This is a genomic window from Synechococcus sp. FACHB-909 (assembly GCF_014698945.1).
In the GTDB taxonomy this organism is placed as follows: domain Bacteria; phylum Cyanobacteriota; class Cyanobacteriia; order PCC-6307; family Cyanobiaceae; genus Cyanobium.
In genome coordinates this window covers 273,119-289,644 of record NZ_JACJTY010000002.1, presented here as the reverse complement: position 1 = coordinate 289,644, position 16,526 = coordinate 273,119, and the positions used below count along the sequence as shown (strand labels likewise).

Here is a 16,526-nt window from a genome sequence, read left to right as displayed (position 1 = left end):
GCTGCTCGGAATTTCGATCCTAGTTCAATTCGGGGTACAGCTATCGAGGATTGCACTTCCGAGGATATGCCCACATTTCACCGCCCTTCCAAATCCATGCTGGCACCTCATCACCTTCGGCTTTATCAATTAACTCGTAAGAGCGAATCACCGGAACAGGAGGATGCCGATTGACCGCAAGCTTGAGGTTTTTTGAAATTGTGCGGAGAGTTGGCACGACAACAAAATCGATCGGCTGCTTTTGAGGAAGCGCATTGCCCACGTCCTGTGACTCGCCAATAACATTGCGCAGATGCTCTTCAATGCGCTCAATGCACTTCAACTTACCTCCAGCTCGAGTGTGCGTCGCAAAATACCGATCGCTGGCCTTTAGGACGTGGCTAGCGAGATGCCAGGACCCCTCAAATTCTTGCTTGTCATTACAATATTCCGCATGACGAGAAGGCGCAAGGAAAGCTCGAATTCTTTCTCCGACAGAGCATGTAAGAACATCGGATGCCAGCACGACTGGAACTCCGGCACCATAGGCATCACGAACCTTGTTGTTGGATTCAATGTGGTCTAGAGAGCTTGTCAACAGCAGACTGCATTGTGGCTTATAGACAATGTCCACATCATCCTTGGTGAGCAGGAATAAAGACAATTCACGGCGCAGATGGTCTTGAGCCTGCTTAAACAGAGGATCGGAGGTCGAGTTATCTCGGGCACAGGCGACGCCAATGCCAGGCTCCACATCAAACGAGTCCTCAACCCACATGACTGACAAAGATCGCATCCTCTTCAGTAGCCTAACGAGCATAGTCTGACAGTTCGCAGTCGATTGTGGTGCTTCTTTGATCGCAGGTCCTAATTGATCACCCAGTGATATCGGAGCAGTGGCTCCAGGCCGCCGGCTTCCGGGTGAGTCCCAGAGCCGGGTTGCTCCATTCGCTCGCGGCGGTGTATGCCTTCTGCGACCGCTGGGAGCAGGAGCGCCGCGGCCTGCCCTATGCCACCGATGGGGTGGTGGTGAAACTCGACGACCTGCGCCTGCAGGAGGAGGCGGGCTTCACCCAGAAGGCACCCCGCTGGGCGATCGCCCTCAAGTACGCCGCCGAGGAGGCCCCCAGCCGCCTGCTGCGCCTCACCTGCCAGGAATGCGGCTCGGCGCTGGTGCGGGAGGAGGGGGAGGCCGCCATCCGCTGCGTCTACAACGATGGTGGCCGGCGAGGAGGCCGGCGGCAAGCTCACCAAGGCCCAGTCCCTGGGGGTGAGCGTGCTGGATGAGGACGGCCTGCGGGCGCTGCTGGCGGCGGATCCGGCCTGAGCCTCCCGTTGGGATGACGGCGCCGGGACGGCCGGCCAGAGTGATGGGGGCGCCCCTCCCCCCGCCCCGCTCCATGCGACGTCGGCAACTGATCGTGATCGCCGTGGTGGCCGCCCTGGGCTGGAGCGTGGCCCGGGCCCTGCCCCCGGGAGCGGCCCCGACCCTGCAGGGGCTGGCGGCGGCGCGCGGGCTGCGCTGGGGCACCGCCGTCACCAATGACCAGCTGCGGGATCCGGGCCTGCGCCGCCTGGTGAGCGAGCAGAGCGGCCTGATCGTGCCCGAATCGGAGCTGAAGTGGGATGGGGTGGAGGCCGCGCCCGGCCGCTTCGATTTCAGCGCCCCGGACCGGCTGCTGGCCTTCGCCCGCGAGCAGGGCCTGGCGATGCGGGGCCACACCCTGGTGTGGCACGAGCAGCTGCCGGCCTGGGTGAAGGCCCTGCCACCGGCTCAGCTCGATCGGGCCATGGCGACCTACATCCGCACCGTGGTGGGCCATTACCGCGGCCAGCTTCCGTCGTGGGACGTGGTGAACGAACCGATCGCCGACGACGGCACGGGCCTGCGCCGCAGCCTCTGGCTGGAGCGGCTGGGCCCCGACTACATCGCCCGGGCGCTGACCCTTGCCCACCAGGCCGACCCGAAGGCGGCCCTGGTGATCAACGAGTACGGGCTGGAGGGCGATGACGCCAAGACGGCGCGCAAACGGCAGGCCCTCCTGAAGCTCCTGCGGCAGCTGCGGCAGCGCGGCGTCCCGCTGAACGCCGTCGGTCTGCAGGCCCATCTCTATGCCAACGGCAGCGGACCGACCACCTTCCGCACCCTGCCCGCCTTCCTGAAGGAGCTGGCCGCCTTGGACCTGGACATCCTCGTGACCGAACTGGACGTGAACGACCGGGAACTGCCGGCGGCCATCCCGGAGCGGGACCGGGCCGTGGCGGCGGTGTACGGCGCCTTCCTGGCGGCGGTCCTGCCGGAACCGCGGCTGAAGCTGATCACCACCTGGGGATTGAGTGATCGCACCACCTGGCTGAATGCGTTCATGCCGCGGGCGGATGGCCTGCCCCAGCGGCCCCTGCCCTTCGATGAAGACAACCAACCCAAACCGGCAACCGCCACGATTCAGGCGGCCCTCGAGAAGCGCTGAGCGGCTCAGATGGGCGGCCTCAGGAGAGCCGGCTGATGACAGATTCACAACCAATCGATAGGTCTTATCGAAGCAAAAAAATCCGGCGCTGTTAGCATGGCGTGTCTTCCATCCAACGCTGGGATGCCCCCATCCGCCGCGGGCGCAAGTGAGCCTGAATCCGCCGGCGCTGCCGGTCAGGTCCTGGATGTCGCCGCCCCTGACATCGCCGCGACGGATGACGACGACACCATTCCCAGCTCCCGCAGGGCGGATCTCACCATCCTGCTGATTTCGGCAGGGCTGCTGATCACGGCCCTGGCCATCGTGATCAACTTCTTCACCGCCCGCTCCCGCGATGCGGTCATCAATGCCACCCCGATCGTGCTGCGGAGTCCGGTCACCGGCACCCTGGAAAGCCTCAACGTCGGCACGGGCGTGGAGGTCCGCCCCGGCCAGACCCTGGCGATCATCGTTAACCCCAGGGCCTCCCGGGATGCCCTCTCGGCCCTCGAGACGGATCTGGAAACGGCCCGGGGCCGGCTGCAGGAACTGCGGACGCGCCGCGACCTGCGCCAGAAGCTCGTGGAGCGGCTCACCCAGGACGCCCGCCAGCAGCGCAACCTGGAGGTGGCCCGCGACCAGGGCGACCGGGACAGCCTGGGTTTCGCCCTGGATCGCGCCCGCAAGGAACTGGCCTTCGCCCAGCGGGAGACCCGGCGCCAGGATGAGCTGTTCCGGGCCGGTGCCGTGGCCGCGAATGTGGTCGACCGGGCCCGCACCACCGAACTGCAGCGCGCCCGTGAGGTCCGGGGCCTGGAGGCCCAGCTGGCCGGCCAGGCGGCGGTGCTGGAGGCCTCCCGCAACGAGCTGACCCTGCGCAACAACCGCAGCAACTCCGATCCGGTGGTGCGGCTCCAGGAGGCCACCATCGCCCTGGAGAACGCCGAAGGCGATGTGCGCACCCAGGCCTTCCAGGTGAGTGGCCTGGAGCAGCAGGTGGTTGTGGCCCGCAAGGAATGGCAGGAGCGCAGCAGCGCCCGCCTGATCAGCCCCCGCAAGGCGGTGATCTGGCAGCTGGGGGCCCAGCGGGGCGACTCCGTCGATGCGATGCAGTCGGTGATCCAGATGATCGACTGCAGCCAGCGCTGGCTCACCACCACGGTGGCGGAGAACGACCTCAACCGGATCCGCCTGGGCAGCAAGGCCAGGATCGAGCTGGTGGGCAGCCGGGACAAGCTGCGGGGTGAGGTGGTGGGGATCCGCTCCGGCATCGGCCGCACCCAGCTGGGCGAGGAGGCCCCCACGCCGGTGCCGATCAACCTGGCCAGGGAAAGCGAGGTGAAGATCCGCATCCTCAACGACTTCCCGGCGCCTCCTGGGGAGTTCTGCTACGTGGGGTTCACGGCGAAGGTCAGCTTCCAGCGATGAAGTTCCTGCATGCGTTTTCGGATCCCCAGGGCCGCTCGAGGATCTCGCCCTGGGTCTGGATGGTGCTGCTGCTCTCGGCGGGGTGCCTGGTGCTGGCGGTGCTGCTGGCCAACCTGCAGGTGTCCGTGGTGGCGGTCGGGCTGCTGAATCCCCTGAGCTTCCGGGTGCTGCCGGAGCTCTGGCAGGTGCGGGATGTGTGGGTCGACGTGCTGCTGCCCCTGGCCCTGGCGATCGGCATCTGCCTGGGGGTGAACCTGCTGCCCAGGCGTCCCTCCAGTTACCTGCTGGTGAACGTGATGCTGTCGGTCTTCACGATCCGCTACTTCATCTGGCGCGCCACCACCATCAACACGGCCCACCCGGTCAGCCTGTTCTTCAGCCTCGTCTTCTTCCTCTGCGAGGTCACCTACCTGCTGACATCGGCGCTGCAGTTCTACCCCTCCCTCCGCTACAGGCCCCAGCAACGGCGACGCGAGGCGGACCAGCTGCTGGCCTGGGCAAAGGAACAGCAGCCCAGTGTGGATCTGTGGATTCCCACCTACAACGAATCCGAGCGACTGATCCGTCGCTGCGTCATGGCCTGCCGCAACATCCAGTACGCCAACAAGACCATCTACGTTCTGGATGATGGCCACCGGCCCGCCATTGCCGCCCTGGCCGCCGAGCTGGGGGTGCAGTATCTGAGCCGGCCCGACAATCTGCACCGCAAGGCCGGCAATCTCAACTACGCCCTGGCCCATTCCAAGGGTGAGCTGATCGCCGTCTTTGATTGCGATTTCATTCCCTTCAGCCGCTTCCTCGACCGCACGGTGGGTTTCTTCAAGGATCCCGAAGTTGCCCTGGTGCAGACGCCGCAGCACTACTTCAACTCCGATTTCCACAACCGCAACCTCGGGCTGGATGTGCTGGTGCCGGACGACATGGACTATTTCTTCCGTTACGTCCAGGTGATCCGCGATCCGTTCAATGCCGTGGTCTGCTGCGGCACCTCCTACCTGGCGCGGCGATCGGCCCTGGAGTCCATCGGCGGTTATGTCACCCACTGCATCGTCGAAGACAACCAGACGGGCACCCGCCTGCTCACCCGCGGCTGGCGCATGATCTACCTCGATGAGGTGCTGAGCCTGGGCGAAGTGCCCCGCACCTTCCGCGATTACCTCGAGCAGCGGCTGCGCTGGATGCAGGGCAATGTGCAGGTCTTCACGTCTCCCAAGCAACTGCCGATCTGGAAGACGCTGAATGTCTGGCAGAAGGTCTTCTATCTGAATCTGCTGCTCAGCCTGCTGACACCCCTGTTTCGCGCCGTCTACATCATTTTCCCGCTGTTGTCGATGCTGATCGGCTTCACCCTGATCGCCGCTCCGCCGGTGGAGTACCTCGCCTACGGCCTGCCGTTCGTGATCATGCTCTACTTCCTGCCCTCCTGGCAGACCAACGGCCACTATTTCCATTTCTGGACGGAAGTCTATGAAGCCCTGTTCTGCTTCCCGGCCCTGAGGAGGCTGTCACAGATTCTGTTCCGGCCGTTCCGTTCCGTGGGCAGCCTGGTGACCAACAAGGACGTCACCAGCCAGAAACAGATCCTGGATCTGCGTTTCGCCTGGCCCTTTCTCACCTACCTGTTCCTGTTCGTGGGTGTGCTGGTGCTGAACTACGGCCTGCCCCTGCTGGACATCCGCTGGTCCCGATCCGTCTTCGAGGGGGAAGGCCTGATGGTGGGCTGGAATCTCTACAACGGCCTGCTGATGTTCATCTGTCTGCTGGCCTGCATCGACAAGCCGGTGCGTCGCCAGGCCGACCGTTTCCCCCTGGAACTGGCGGCCTGCCTGGAACTGGGGGGCAAGGAGTACTGGGGCACCACCAACGACGTCTCCGAGCAGGGGGCGAGTCTGGTGCTCAACACCGCCGCCCCCACAGGGAAGGAAACCGAGGGCCTGCTGCGGGTGCCCCAGTTCCACCTGGAACTGCCGGTGCGCCTGATGCGCTCCGGCCGCCTGCGCCAGCTGCCGCTGCTGGGGCTGAGCTTCCAGATGCCGGCCCAGGAGACGGAGGCCGCCCTCATCCAGCTGATCTACGGGGAAAATGCCTGGTTCCAGAAAGTGACGCGGGTGGGCAGCATCGAGGCCCTGTTCCTGCTCCTCGGCAGCGTGGTGCGCGCCGAGCCGATCGTGCGGCGCTCCTGACCGGCCGATCCGGTATGACGGCTGATCCTGCCGCCGATACATCGGGAATCGCCGGTTCAGCCCCAGAATGCCCGGGTGTTAGCCGATCCCGTGGCCGTCGCCCTTTCCTTGGATCACGACATCAGCCTCGATCCGCCCGCGCGTCCCTCCGGGCCACCGGTGGTGGTGCAGTTGGAGCCGCTGCCGGAGATCCCCGGGGAGCTGCGGCGCCACCTGGCCCGCCATCAGCTGCTGGTTCCCCTGCTGCGCCAGTCGGTGATCGCCACGGCCGTGGCCGCGGTGACCCTGGCGGAGGAGGAGCGCCAGAAGGCCCAGCAGGAGTGGGGGGCCAGCCACGGCCTCCGCTCCGCCGACGACCTCCGGGCCCACCTGCAGCGCCATGAGCTGTCGGAGGCCGACGTGCTCTGGCAGGCCGAGCTGCCGGCCAGGATCGATCGTCACTGCCAGGAGCATTTCCTGCACCGGGCCGAGCAGCGTTACCTGGCCCGCAAGAACCAGCTGGACCAGGTGATCTACAGCCTGCTGCGGGTGGAGGACGGTGCCCTGGCCCGGGAGCTCTACCTGCGCATCGCCGAGGGGGAAGCCGATTTCGCCGAGCTGGCGGCCACCTACGCCAAGGGGCCCGAGCGCTCCACCCGGGGGGTGGTGGGTCCGGTGCCGCTGCTGCAGGCCCATCCCTCCCTGGCCGAACTCCTGCGCACCAGCCGCCCGGGCCAGCTGCACCCGCCCCTGCGCATCGATCGCTGGTGGCTGGTGGTGCGGCTGGAAACGCTCCGCTCGGCCAGCTTCGACGACGCCATGCAGAAACGGATGGCCCGGGAGCTGTTCGAGGAATGGGTGGATCAGGAGGTGGCCCTGCGGCTGCGTCCGGGGCAGGGACGATGACCTCCACCGTCCCGGGGCGCACCGACTGGCTCACCCTGCCGCCCTTCGACGGCCTTTCCGCCGCCGGCCATGAGCGCCTGCTGGCGGAGGCCCGCCCGTGTCGCTTCCGCGTCGGCGAGGACCTCAGCAGCGCCGGCAACATCGGCGACCGGGTGCTGGTGCTCCTTGAGGGGGATGCACGCCTGCTGGCGGAACGGGACGGTCGGCCCTTCACCATCGAGCGCCTCGGACCCGGCGCCGTCGTGGGGCTGGCCTCGCTGCTGCGGGCCGAGGGGATCGAACCGGTGAGCGCCGCCTCCGACCTGCTGGCGACAGCGATCCCCGACGCGGTGATGCTCGAGCTGCTGCTGGCCGAGGACGGCCTGCGCCAGTGGTGTGGCCGCCACCTGTGGACGGCGGAGCTGCACCAGCTGCTGCTGCAGCGGGAGGGGGCCGCCGCAGGCCGCTTCGATCCGGCCCTGTGGCGGGAGAAGCTCGAACGCCTGCGCCATCGGGCACGGGCGGTGTCGCCAGACGATGGGGCCGTCACCCTGCTGGACGGCGAGGAACTGCTGCTGGCCAGCGCCAACGTTCCCGACCTGGCGATCGGCTCGGTGCTCGACCCGGCGGTGCCCCTGCCCCAGGCCCGCCCGCCGCTGCCGCTGCGCCTGGTGGCCCTCGCCCCCGCCCCCGCAGAGGACCCGGCGCCGAAACCGATCGGCGCCGAAGCCGGCGGCCCGGGCGAACCGATCGAGGCCGAAGCCGGCGGGCTGGCCCAGCCCAGCAGCCTCGATCTGGGCCAGGAGCGGGCCGACCGCCACCTCACCCTGGTGCGGGGCAACGGTCCGCTGGAGGAGACCCTGGCCTGCTTCCAGATGCTCGGCAAGCTTCTGGAGCTGCCCTACCGCCGCGACGCGGTGGACAAGATCCTGCGCGACAAGATGCGCCGCGGCCAGCCGCCGGATCTGCAGCTCTGCGGCCAGATCGCCGCCATGCTCGGCCTGCTGGTCACCGGTGCCAAGGTGCCGGCGGCCTCCGCCACCCGGCTGATCACCCCCTGCCTGGTGCCGTGGAAGGAGGGCTTCGCCGTCGCCACCGCCAGCAACGCCGCCGGCCTGCGGCTGGCCTCGCCGGCGGAGGGCTGGGTTCACCTCAGCCCCGCCCAGATCGCCGAGCAGTACCCGGAGGGGCTGGAGCTGCTGCTGCTGGAGCGCAGCATCGACACCCCGGAGCAGACCTTCGGTCCGGGCTGGTTCTGGCCGGCCCTGAAGCGCTACCGGGGCATGTTGCTCCAGGTGCTGCTGGCCTCCTTCGTGGTCCAGCTGTTCAGCCTGGCCAACCCCCTGCTGATCCAGGTGATCATCGACAAGGTGATCTCCCAGCGCAGCCTCGACACGCTGCAGATCCTGGGCATGGCCCTGGTGGTGGTCACCCTGATGGAGGGGGTGATCGGCTCGCTGCGCACCTTCCTGTTCACCGACACCACCAACCGCATCGACCTGCGCCTCGGCGCCGAGGTGATCGACCACCTGCTGCGGCTGCCGCTCGGCTACTTCGACAAGCGCCCCGTCGGCGAGCTCGGCACCCGGATCGCCGAGCTGGAGAAGATCCGCAACTTCCTCACGGGCCAGGCCCTGATCACGCTGCTGGATGCCGCCTTCTCGGTGATCTACATCATCGTGATGGCGATCTACAGCTGGCTGCTGACCCTGATCGCCCTGGCGGTGCTGCCCATCCAGGTGGGGCTCACCCTGCTGGGGGCGCCCCTGTTCCGGCGCCAGTACCGCCAGGCGGCCGAGGAGAACGCCCGCACCCAGAGCCACCTGGTGGAGGTGCTCACCGGCATCCAGACGGTGAAGGCCCAGAACGTGGAGATGGTGAGCCGCTGGAAATGGCAGGAGATGTACGCCAAATACATCTCCCGCACCTTCGAGAAGACGATCACCGGCACCTTCCTCAACGAGACCAGCTCGGTGCTCCAGAAGCTCTCCCAGCTGCTGGTGCTCTGGGTGGGGGCCACCCTGGTGCTCAAGGGGGAGCTCACCCTGGGTCAGCTGATCGCCTTCCGGATCATCAGCGGCTACGTCACCCAGCCCCTGCTGCGGCTCTCCTCGATCTGGCAGAACATCCAGGAGCTGCGGGTCTCGTTCGAGCGCCTCGCCGACGTGGTCGACACCCCGGAGGAGTCGAGCGAAGCCGACCGCGGCCACATTCCCCTGCCGCCGGTGAAGGGCGACGTGGTGTTCGAGAACCTCAGCTTCCGCTTCAACCCCGGCGGGCCGGAGGTGCTCAGCAACGTCAGCCTGCATGTGCCCCCCGGCACCTTCACCGGGGTCGTGGGCCAGAGCGGCAGCGGCAAGAGCACGCTGATGAAACTGCTCCCCCGCCTCTATGCCCCCACCAAGGGCCGCATCCTCGTGGACGGCTACGACATCGACAAGGTGGAGCTCTACTCCCTGCGCCGCCAGGTGGGCATCGTGCCCCAGGACCCCCTGCTCTTCTCCGGCACCATCAGCGAGAACATCGCCCTCACCAACCCGGAGGCCCCCAGCGACGCCATCGTGCAGGCCGCCCGCATCGCCGGCGCCCACGACTTCATCATGGAGCTCTCCGCCGGCTACAGCACCCCCCTGGGGGAACGGGGCGCCTCCCTCTCCGGCGGCCAGCGCCAGCGCATCGCCATCGCCCGCACCCTTTTGAGCCAGCCCCAGCTGCTGGTGATGGACGAGGCCACCAGCGCCCTCGACTACGACACCGAACGCCAGGTGTGCGACAACCTGCGCGAAGCGATGAGCCAGAGCACCGTGTTCTTCATCACCCACCGCCTCTCCACCATCCGCCGCGCCGACCTGATCGTGATGATGCACCAGGGCGCCATCGTCGAGACCGGCACCCATGACGAACTGATGGCCCTGAAGGGCCGCTATTTCGCGCTGTATCGCCAGCAGGAGGCGGGCTGATGGCACGTCCTCCCCTGCCCACTCCGGCCGGCCTGCTGCGGCGGGCCCAGAACGGCCTCGAGCGCAGCATCCACACCGACAGCGACGATGTGGTGCTGCAGCAGTCCCGCTTCTGGGCCCGCTCGATCACCTGGACCCTGATGGGGGTCACCCTGTTCGGCCTCGGCTGGCTGGCCTTCGCCCAGACCGAGGAGATCGTCACCGCCCCGGGCAAGCTCGAACCCATCGGCGCCGTGAAGGACATCCAGATGCCGGTCGGCGGCGTGGTGGACGAGGTGTTGGTGAAGGAGGGCGAGCGGGTGGAGAAGGGCCAGGTGCTGCTGCGCCTCGACACCGAGGCCACCCGCGACCGCCAGCGCAGCCTGCTGCAGACGATCCGGTACAAGCAGCAGCAGCTGCGGCTCAAGCAGGTGGAGCTCGACCGCTACCTGCAGTTCAACGACACCGAGCAGCGGGTGCTGCGCCAGAGCCTGACCCTGGAGAAGGACGTGCTCGGGCGGCTCGAGACCCTCAACAAGGAGGGCGCCACCGCCGAACTCCAGTACCTCTCCCAGCGCAACAAGGTGCAGGAGGTGCAGGGCAAGCTGGAGGAAACCCAGGTCGACCGGCTGCGCCAGCAGGCGATCCTGCAGCAGGGCGTCCGCGAGATCCAGAGCGAACTGGCCGATCTGCGCAGCAAGCTGACCGAGCTCAACGTCAACATCCGGTACCAGGAGATCCGGGCCCCCGAGTCGGGGGTGGTGTTCGAGCTCAAGTCCCGCTCCCGCGGCTTCGTCGCCCAGACCAGCGAACCGGTGATGAAGGTGGTGCCCTTCGACAAGCTGGAGGCGCGGGTGGAGGTGCCCAGCCGGGAGATCGGTTTCGTTTCGGTGGGCAAGGCCGCCGACATCAGCATCGACTCCTTCCCCGCCACCGATTTCGGCGTGCTGCAGGGCACGGTGAGGCGCATCGGCTCCGATGCCCTGCCCCCGGATCAGATCGACAACTTCTACCGCTTTCCGGTGGACATCCGGCTCAACTCCCAGCAGCTGAAGCTCAAGAGCGGCAAGGTGCTGCCGCTGCAGGTGGGCATGTCCCTCACCGCCAACGTCAAGCTGCGCAAGGTCACCTACCTGCAGCTGCTGCTCAGCGACTTCAAGGACAAGGCTGACGCTCTGCGGCAGATCTGAGCCGCTCCATGGCGATGGTGTGGTCGGGGATGATGCGGGTGCGCAGCCCCACCAGGGGCTCCAGCCAGGGCAGCAGCAGCCCGTCGAGGCCCCGGTTCACCAGAGCGCCGGCCACCCGGAAGGCCCGCCGCCAGCGGGCCGAAGGGGCGATCAGATGCAGGGCCCGTGCATGCACGGGGCCGTCGATGCAGACCAGCCAGGACGGATCCATCCCCGCCTGCTCCATGGCCACCTCGAAGCTGCGGCGGCTGTGGAAGCTGATGTGCTGGCCGTTGCCGAAGGCGTAGTACCACCAGTCCGGCCCGGGGATCTCGCCCTCCCGGCGCATCAGGGTGGAGAAGACGAACAGGGGCGTGGCCCCCACCTCCTGGCGCAGGAAGTCGGGGGTGCAGGGCACATGCTCGATCACCTCGAAGGCGGTCTTGCAGCCGATCGGCCCATCGCCGGGCGGGCCGCAGAAAGGACGGATGAGTTCCATGGCCGCATAGGCGTCGGTGCCGTGGAAATCGAAACCGTGGTCGCGCAGCAGCCGCGGCAACATGCCCAGGCCCGTGCCCAGGTCGCAGCCCGGCTCGCTGGCGCCGAAGCGGCCCAGCCGGCCGATCACCAGCAGCAGCCGCAGCAGCCGCGAGGCATGCAGGTTGCGGTCGACGTAGCCGGTGTCGCCGTAGAAGGACTCCTCGTAGGCCACGTCCAGCCAGGTGGGATCGGCCAGGAACAGGAAGTCGCAGCTGGTGCAGTGGGCGAGCTCAGCCGCGACATGGGCCTTGCTGACCCGCACCTGTCGCACCGGGGTGAGGCGATCGCCGCCGCAGTTAGGGCAGGCGCCGGCGCTGGGGTGGGGGGGAGTCTCGGCCGTCACCATCGCTGGCCTGCATCGCAACGTGGGAGGCTACCCCGCGTTCCTCCAGGGCCAGGCGCACCTGGCGGCCCACCAGCAGCACCACCGCCAGGGTGGCCGCCACCCCCAGCAGCCGCAGGGCCCAGGTGACGCCATCGGCCGGGCCGGCCAGCAGGGCCGAAAAGCGCCGCGGATCGCCGGCCGCCGCCCCCAGGGCACAGAACAGCACGGTGCCCGGGAGGATGCCGATCAGGCCGATCGAGTAGTCGCGCAGGCTCACCTCGCTGAGGCCGTAGGCCAGGTTGAGCAGGCTGAAGGGGAAGGCCGGCGACAGGCGGGTGAGCAGCACCAGCACCAGGCCCTGGCGGCACACCGCCTGCTCCACCGCCTGCAGCCGCGGCGCACCGGCCAGGCGGCGGCGGGCCCAGCCCCGCCAGCGGCCGCGCCCCAGCAGGAACACCGCCTGGGCCCCCAGGCAGGCCCCGGCGAACACCAGCGCGCTGCCCGCCACCGGGCCATAGAGCACCCCGGCCAGCATCGAGGCCCAGACCCCCGGCAGCAGCAGGGTGACCCACAGGGCATAGAGGGGCACGAAGGCCAGCGCCCCCAGCGGCGAACGCAGCCAGCTCAGCAGGTGATCCGACAGCCAGAGCGGGTCCATGGGGCCACCGTATCGAGCCTGCCTAGGCTTGGGTTCTCTGCCCGTATCGCCATGGCTGACCCGTCGGAGCTGGCGCTGCAGGTCGCCCGGGGGGCCCTGTTCCGGGGGCGCCACAGCGTCGCCGACCCCGGCGAACCCCTCGAGGCGGCCGTGGGTGGCACGGTGCTGGCGGCGGGGGGCGGCAGCACGGTGGGCTGGCAGCTCTGCCGCAGCAGCGAGGAGCTGGTGCATTCGCTGCACAACGGCACCTCCCTGGGGGTCGGCCTGGGTCCCCTGAGCCTGCTGCAGGCCAAGCGGTCGTTCCGCGACACCCTGAAGACCACCGCCTTCAGCCTCTCGCTGGTGGTGTGGGCGCGGCAGGTGAGCGCCGCGGTGGAGGTGGGCCAGACCCGGCTGCTGGAGGGGGTGGCGGTGCCGGCCGGCGCCGCCGAGCTCGAGGCCTTCGTTGGCCTGCACGGGGATGGCTTCGTGGCGGCGGCGGAGGTGGGCGGGGAGTGCCATGGGGTGTTCACCTTCTACGCCCAGTCGCGGGAGCAGGCCCGCTTGGTGGAGCGGCAGATCGGCGCTGCAGTGGGCCTGGGCGGCCTGACCCTGAACCCCGCTCTGGTGGAGACCGTGACGACGGTCGCCCGCAGCGCCGCGGTGAACGTCGGCTTCCGGATGCAGGTGAGCGGCACCAGGGCCCAGCCGCCGGCGGACGCCGCCTCCCTGATCCCCTTCGCCCACGACTTCGCCCGGTTGCCGCTGGATCAGCCGGCGCTGATCAGGGTGCGGACGCGGGGCTACGAGACAGTGCCGGCCATCGGCGCCGCCTTCGAGCCAGTGGCCGCCAACCGGCGGCTGTTCAGCGGCGGAGACGCGGGCGACGGCCTGCTGGAGCGTCGCGAGCAGGTGGTGGGACTGATCCGCCAGATGGACTGGGTGGCGGAAACGTACCGCCTCTACGGCGTGGCGCCGGACCCGACCCTGGCCGTCCGGCGCGCCGCCGCCGCCGCCGATCGCCGGGCCATCGACGCCTGCCGGGCCGCCTACTGGGACGCCGCCGCCACCCCCCTGGAGGCCCCGGCGCTGCCGTCCCTGGCGGCGGGCAGCCCGGAACTGAACGTGACCCTTGCCGAGGAGCTGCCCATGGGGGGCAACGGCGGCGCCCCCTTCGCCTTCCCCGGGCGGGCCGACGCGATCCGCCGGCGGCAGCGGCTGGTGGAGGTGGGGCTGCGCACCGGCTCCCGGGTGGACCAGATCCGGCTGGGCTATGCCGGCGAGGACGAGACCCCCGAGCCGGAGGTCCATGGCGGCGGCGGCGGCGGCGACCGGGGCGTCCTGGAGCTGCCGGAGGGCGTCACGATCCGCCGCATCGAGGGCCTCAGCGGCAGCCGCGTCGACCGGCTGTTCCTGAGCAGCAGCGACGGCCAGCGCATCGGCGGCGGCGGCGATGCCGGCGACCGCTCGGTGGACTGGACGGTGCCCGAAGACTGTGTGGTGCTGGGCTTCAGCGGCCGCAGCGGCCGCGAACTCGATGGCCTGCGGGCCGTGGTGGCCCGCTTCGGGCCCCTGATCTGGCAGCCACTGGAGGAGGAAGCCGACGAGCCAGAGCACCGGTAGGTTGGCGGCCGCCGCAGGGCCGCACCGATGGAGATCAGCCTGCTGGGCACCGGCCTGCTGGGGGCGGCGATCGGCGAGCGGCTGCTGCAGGGCGGCCAGCCGCTGACGGTGTGGAACCGCCACCGGGAGCGCTGCGCGCCGCTGCAGGCCCTGGGTGCGCGGGTCGCGGCCACCCCAGCCGAGGCGGTGGCCGGAGCGGAGGTGGTGATCACGGTGCTGAGCGACGGCCCCACCACGCGGACCGTGCTGCTGGAGCAGGCCGGCGCGGCCCTGGCAGGCCGGCTGGTGCTGCAGGTGGCCACGATCGCGCCGGAGGAAAGCCGGGAGCTGGCCGCCGCGCTGGCGGAGCGGGGCGCGGAGCTGCTGGAGGTGCCGGTGCTGGGCAGCCGGCCGGAGGCCCTGGCCGGCAACCTGCAGCTGATGGTGGGCGGTGAGGCGGCGGCCCTGGAGCGGGCCCGGCCGGTGCTGGCGGCGCTGGGCGGTGAGCCCCGCCTGCTGGGCCCGGTGGGGGCGGCGCTGACCACCAAGCTGGCCCTCAACCAGCTGATCGCCAGCCTCACCCACAGCTTCAGCCTCAGCCTGCATCTGGTGCAGCGGGCCGGGGTGGACGTGGAGGCGTTCATGGCGATCCTGCGCGCCAGCGCCCTGTACGCCCCCACCTTCGACAAGAAGCTGGCGAAGGAACTGGCCGACGATTACGCCAACCCCAACTTCCCCACCGCCCACCTGCGCAAGGACCTGCTGCTGTTCCTGCAGACGGCGCGCGGACTGGGACTGGAGACGGAGGGACTTGATGGGCTGGCGACGCTGCTGGAGCGGGCGACGGCTGCAGGGCTGGATGCGCTGGATTACAGCTCCCTGCACCGGCTCACGGCGGGAATGTAGCGCAGTGATGGTTCAGCGTGGCAGTGGCACCCGAACCGGACGCGTGCATCAGAATGAACAGGTGGTTTACGGGTCCGAGAACCACCTGTTCATGGAGGACAACATGATTTGAAACAGGTTGCGCTGCCTTGATGATCAGCCGACACCCACTTGAAGACTCAGGGTGGTTCACGGAAGGGAGGTGCACTTTGGCCTTGGTTCTCGGAAACCATCCAATAAGCGTTATCTCGTAGAACGATGAGTGGACATTGGGAGTTCGGGCTCGAGGGCGAAGCGGCTGACCTGGGGATGTTGCGTGACGCTTTTGCAGACTCTGCTGAGAAGATATTCGAGCGTGACGGTCGCTTTTGGATGCGGTTCTCTCGGGGCTCAGCGGAAGAAGGTGCAGAAGATGCGTTGGAGCATGCTCGAGAGCTTGTTCAAAGGATGTCGGGGCTTGCTCGCCTGTACCTGCAAAGCCTTCGCCCTATCACGCTCTCGGGCGTGGTGTACGCCGTTGATGCAGATGGGAAGCGAGGCGTGACGGTATTCATTCCAACTGCCCATTTTCGCATGCGTGTGTACCCGCCAACAGTCATCGCAGGGGGCAAGGTATCGCGGCCGGGGGACCCTGTACGAAGGCATCTACCCGCTGCCGCTAGTGAGCCTCAACTTCAGCGGGCTCTTCGACTTCGTGACGCTGGCGCGCTAACTTGGGTTGACCTATATCGATTGTTTGAAGTGATCGAAGCAGCGATAAGTCAGAAAACGATAATTTCGAAGGATTGGGCAACCCGCACTGATATCAGGCGCTTTAAGCACACGGCGAACAGCGTCTCTGCCGTTGGGGATGACGCACGGCATGGCAAGGAAGAGAGCGATCCGCCGCCAAATCCAATGACAATAAACGAGGCGCAGAAACTCGTGGACACTCTACTTCGCAACTGGCTTGAGTCAGTGTGAGCCATAGCTGATGAAGCCGCGAGATAACCTCTCGCTGAAGCCGTTCGCGTTGCTCACTCGGACCGCGCTACCGCACGGCCGCTTAGCTCTGCGTTAGGCTAAGCTCCTCAAAGATCAAAGATGCTGAACGATTAGTCGAGTCACGCCAGCAGGAGATTATCAATGCCTGGAACAACCACTTTGGAAGCTGAGGTCACCAACGTTTCCAGCCATTGCATTTGGATGCTTATCGATGACGAAGAGCTAGCGCTTCCGTATTCCGAGTTTCCTTGGTTCAAGCTAGCCACAATTCAGCAGGTTATCAACGTCCTACGTCCCTCACCCGACCATCTCTATTGGCCTGACCTAGACGTTGACTTGTCCGTTGAGTCGATACGCCATCCTGAAATGTTTCCTCTCAGGGCGAAGAGCACTTTCAAACCAAGCTCTTCACCTGAACCACCCCCTCAAAGTCGTTGATGTTATGGAGTATCAGTAAGGCATACTCACTGCGGCCAGGAGATGGCAAACGTTGGCCGCTCCCAGTCAGCGGTTTCCTGGCTGGGCCCGATGGGGACGT

The 16,526-nt window shown here is 67.6% G+C and carries 12 protein-coding genes and 1 pseudogene; 10 read left to right on the top strand and 3 right to left on the bottom strand.

From position 1 onward, the window contains the following. Positions 1-40: 40 nt before the first annotated feature. A complete protein-coding gene (locus H6G99_RS04815; protein ID WP_190610256.1) occupies positions 41-757 on the bottom strand; it encodes a hypothetical protein in 717 nt (238 codons plus the stop codon). A 116-nt stretch (positions 758-873) separates the two neighbouring features. On the opposite strand from H6G99_RS04815, the pseudogene H6G99_RS04810 reads away from it, so the two are divergent. From H6G99_RS04810 to H6G99_RS04780, 7 genes and pseudogenes are all read left to right on the top strand, one after another. Then, positions 874-1,188: pseudogene (locus tag H6G99_RS04810) on the top strand (hypothetical protein); the annotation flags it as partial. 191 nt (positions 1,189-1,379) lie between these two features. After that, complete coding sequence (locus tag H6G99_RS04805) at positions 1,380-2,450, top strand: endo-1,4-beta-xylanase (protein ID WP_190610253.1); 1,071 nt, start codon at positions 1,380-1,382, stop codon at positions 2,448-2,450. Between the two features lie 123 nt (positions 2,451-2,573). Next, entirely contained in the window at positions 2,574-3,860 is a 1,287-nt protein-coding gene (locus H6G99_RS04800) for an HlyD family secretion protein (protein WP_190610251.1), read from the top strand. Further along, on the top strand, positions 3,857-6,043 hold the full coding sequence (locus H6G99_RS04795) for a glycosyltransferase (RefSeq protein ID WP_190610249.1): 2,187 nt from the start codon (positions 3,857-3,859) through the stop codon (positions 6,041-6,043). The genes H6G99_RS04800 and H6G99_RS04795 overlap by 4 nt, the downstream gene beginning before the upstream one ends. Before the next feature lie 90 nt (positions 6,044-6,133). Continuing rightward, positions 6,134-6,928 carry a peptidylprolyl isomerase gene (locus H6G99_RS04790; protein WP_353617175.1) on the top strand — a complete coding sequence of 265 codons (795 nt, stop codon included), beginning with the start codon at positions 6,134-6,136 and terminating at the stop codon, positions 6,926-6,928. Further along, the gene (locus tag H6G99_RS04785; RefSeq protein ID WP_190610248.1) at positions 6,925-9,867 is read left to right on the top strand and encodes an ABC transporter transmembrane domain-containing protein; all 2,943 of its coding nucleotides are present in this window, start codon (positions 6,925-6,927) and stop codon (positions 9,865-9,867) included. The genes H6G99_RS04790 and H6G99_RS04785 overlap by 4 nt, the downstream gene beginning before the upstream one ends. Further along, a complete protein-coding gene (locus H6G99_RS04780; RefSeq protein WP_094585664.1) occupies positions 9,867-11,036 on the top strand; it encodes an HlyD family secretion protein in 1,170 nt (389 codons plus the stop codon). The genes H6G99_RS04785 and H6G99_RS04780 overlap by 1 nt, the downstream gene beginning before the upstream one ends. Here the strand turns inward: H6G99_RS04780 and H6G99_RS04775 are convergent. Both H6G99_RS04775 and H6G99_RS04770 read right to left on the bottom strand, forming a co-directional pair. Then, positions 11,002-11,901, bottom strand: a complete 900-nt coding sequence (locus H6G99_RS04775) for a class I SAM-dependent methyltransferase (protein ID WP_190610246.1) — start codon at positions 11,899-11,901, stop codon at positions 11,002-11,004. The genes H6G99_RS04780 and H6G99_RS04775 overlap by 35 nt on opposite strands. Then, on the bottom strand, positions 11,852-12,538 hold the full coding sequence (locus tag H6G99_RS04770) for a TVP38/TMEM64 family protein (protein ID WP_190610244.1): 687 nt from the start codon (positions 12,536-12,538) through the stop codon (positions 11,852-11,854). The genes H6G99_RS04775 and H6G99_RS04770 overlap by 50 nt, the downstream gene beginning before the upstream one ends. Before the next feature lie 51 nt (positions 12,539-12,589). On the opposite strand from H6G99_RS04770, the gene H6G99_RS04765 reads away from it, so the two are divergent. The 3 genes from H6G99_RS04765 (at position 12,590) to H6G99_RS04755 (ending at position 16,426) form a co-directional block, all read left to right on the top strand. Further along, complete coding sequence (locus H6G99_RS04765; protein WP_190610243.1) at positions 12,590-14,140, top strand: jacalin-like lectin; 1,551 nt, start codon at positions 12,590-12,592, stop codon at positions 14,138-14,140. Positions 14,141-14,167: 27 nt separating this feature from the next. Then, positions 14,168-15,025, top strand: a complete 858-nt coding sequence (locus H6G99_RS04760; protein WP_190610241.1) for an NAD(P)-dependent oxidoreductase — start codon at positions 14,168-14,170, stop codon at positions 15,023-15,025. Positions 15,026-16,129: 1,104 nt separating this feature from the next. Continuing rightward, positions 16,130-16,426 (top strand): DUF2442 domain-containing protein, encoded by a 297-nt coding sequence (locus tag H6G99_RS04755; protein WP_190610239.1) that lies wholly within the window; start codon positions 16,130-16,132, stop codon positions 16,424-16,426. Positions 16,427-16,526: the final 100 nt, after the last annotated feature.

Coding starts and splice junctions, on each gene's coding strand:
- H6G99_RS04815 (WP_190610256.1), bottom strand. CDS start 757: ATGTGGGTTGAGGACTCGTTTGATGTGGAGCCTGGCATTGGCGTCGCC.
- H6G99_RS04805 (WP_190610253.1), top strand. CDS start 1,380: ATGCGACGTCGGCAACTGATCGTGATCGCCGTGGTGGCCGCCCTGGGC.
- H6G99_RS04800 (WP_190610251.1), top strand. CDS start 2,574: ATGCCCCCATCCGCCGCGGGCGCAAGTGAGCCTGAATCCGCCGGCGCT.
- H6G99_RS04795 (WP_190610249.1), top strand. CDS start 3,857: ATGAAGTTCCTGCATGCGTTTTCGGATCCCCAGGGCCGCTCGAGGATC.
- H6G99_RS04785 (WP_190610248.1), top strand. CDS start 6,925: ATGACCTCCACCGTCCCGGGGCGCACCGACTGGCTCACCCTGCCGCCC.
- H6G99_RS04780 (WP_094585664.1), top strand. CDS start 9,867: ATGGCACGTCCTCCCCTGCCCACTCCGGCCGGCCTGCTGCGGCGGGCC.
- H6G99_RS04775 (WP_190610246.1), bottom strand. CDS start 11,901: ATGGTGACGGCCGAGACTCCCCCCCACCCCAGCGCCGGCGCCTGCCCT.
- H6G99_RS04770 (WP_190610244.1), bottom strand. CDS start 12,538: ATGGACCCGCTCTGGCTGTCGGATCACCTGCTGAGCTGGCTGCGTTCG.
- H6G99_RS04765 (WP_190610243.1), top strand. CDS start 12,590: ATGGCTGACCCGTCGGAGCTGGCGCTGCAGGTCGCCCGGGGGGCCCTG.
- H6G99_RS04760 (WP_190610241.1), top strand. CDS start 14,168: ATGGAGATCAGCCTGCTGGGCACCGGCCTGCTGGGGGCGGCGATCGGC.
- H6G99_RS04755 (WP_190610239.1), top strand. CDS start 16,130: ATGCCTGGAACAACCACTTTGGAAGCTGAGGTCACCAACGTTTCCAGC.